The following is a 1,679-nucleotide window of genomic DNA, read 5'->3' on the forward strand; positions in this document are numbered from 1 at the left end:
GCGGGATAATGCGTCTTTTTCCCCATAAGAAAAACACCTCCATTAAAATCATAACTGATACTTACGATTTAGAGAGGTGTTTTTTTCGTCTCATTCTAAGGGTTCACTCCAATAGGAAAGGATGGCGTTTTTTATGTCTGTTTCTGTGTCTGACGAATTACAACTATTTGCTCAAGAAATTCAAGTTTTTTTATCTCTAAATACCTTACGGAATCTTGCTAGAGATGTTGGTTTTGTAAAAAGAACCAGTAAATATCAATCAAAAGATTTAGTCGCTTTATGTGTATGGATGAGCCAAAATGTCGCTAAGACTACTTTAACTCAGTTATCTAGCTGTTTGGAAGCATCAACTTTTCTTGTTCAAAAACAATGATAGGTATAGAAATATCCATTTTTATGTCTTTGTCCATTTTTACAACTGCAGAAAGACATAAAAGTCTAAACTAAAATTTCATGAACAATCGTTGATAAATAGCCATTATCATAAATTTTGTAGGTACTTTCATGTCTCAATAAAGGGACATGAAAGTCTAAACTACTTATCCAGTAATAATACAATATTCAAAAGTAAGCTTTTGAATATTAGTTTACTTTCACTGTATCATTAAGAAAAACCACAACAATTGCTTTGGTTTTTCTTTTTGTCGACCAAGACTATGTTGTAAATGCTCATAGCATTATACGTTGAATTTTTAAAAAGTATTAAAATGTAAAGCTTTTTAATAAATGTTTTACTTTAGGATTTGTTATGTATTTATTATTAAAAGTATCGTGCGTATTTCAGGTCAGAGGAACGCTTTAGGGTGTCCTTTCTCTATTTGTCCAAACGTTTTAGTATTTTAATACATACATTAAAGATATCTACATCATAAACATATATATTAAAATTTCGGAGGGACAAAAATGGCAAATTGTACGGGCATAGCTTGTTTTTTATTTACTTCTTGGCCAATAGGAACTGTCGTTACAATTACAACTAGATCTGGACAAATTATTGGACCTGCTACTTTTCTAGGATTAAATCAAACTCTTTGTTTAGTTATATTGGAAGAAGAAGGCTCTATAACACCAGAGTCTACTATTTATACATTCATAAGTTGTGAAGATATAGAAAGTGTTTCACTAACTTCTTAGTCTATGAAATTCGTACCATGTTGGTGCTAACCCATATAGAATATAAATAAGTTAAACAAAAAGCCTAGTAAAAACTAAGCTTTTTGTTTAAAAAAATACATTTTTTCACCTTAATACACTTTTAATTTCATGCTATTTTATACAACAAATAATAAAAAGTTCCAATGTAAACTAATGAATAGAAGTTTACTTTCACAGTTCCAATAAGAAAAACCAAAGCAATTACTGTGGCTTTTTTATTAATGACCAAAACTATGTTGTAAATGCTCATAGCATTTTATGTTGGATTTCATAAAAGTGTTAGAATGTAAATATTTTAAATGAATTTTTTATTTTGGGATTTCTTATGTAGAACATAAATGAGTTAAACAAAAAACCTAGTTTTTACTAGGTTTTTTGTTTGAAAAAATACCATTTTCATCTTAATACATCTCTAATTTCACTCTATTTTATACAAATTTTTATAAAAAGTTCCAAAGTAAACTAATAAATATTAGTTTATAGTTTCTTGCTTCAACAAATACGTCAAAGTGAAAGTTTAGACT

1 protein-coding gene and 1 pseudogene are annotated in these 1,679 nt (G+C 28.4%); both read left to right on the top strand.

All coding sequences use genetic code 11. The features are described 5' to 3' along the window. Positions 1 to 133 precede the first annotated feature (133 nt). Positions 134 to 352 (top strand): annotated as a pseudogene (locus MR167_RS31360) (IS4 family transposase); the annotation flags it as partial. Positions 353 to 903: 551 nt separating this feature from the next. After that, positions 904 to 1,134, top strand: coding sequence for a CGEA protein (locus MR167_RS31365; protein WP_149185827.1), 231 nt, complete (start codon positions 904 to 906; stop codon positions 1,132 to 1,134). Positions 1,135 to 1,679 lie beyond the last annotated feature (545 nt).

It is taken from the genome of Bacillus cereus group sp. BfR-BA-01355, from assembly GCF_022663675.1.
GTDB lineage: Bacteria > Bacillota > Bacilli > Bacillales > Bacillaceae_G > Bacillus_A > Bacillus_A thuringiensis_S.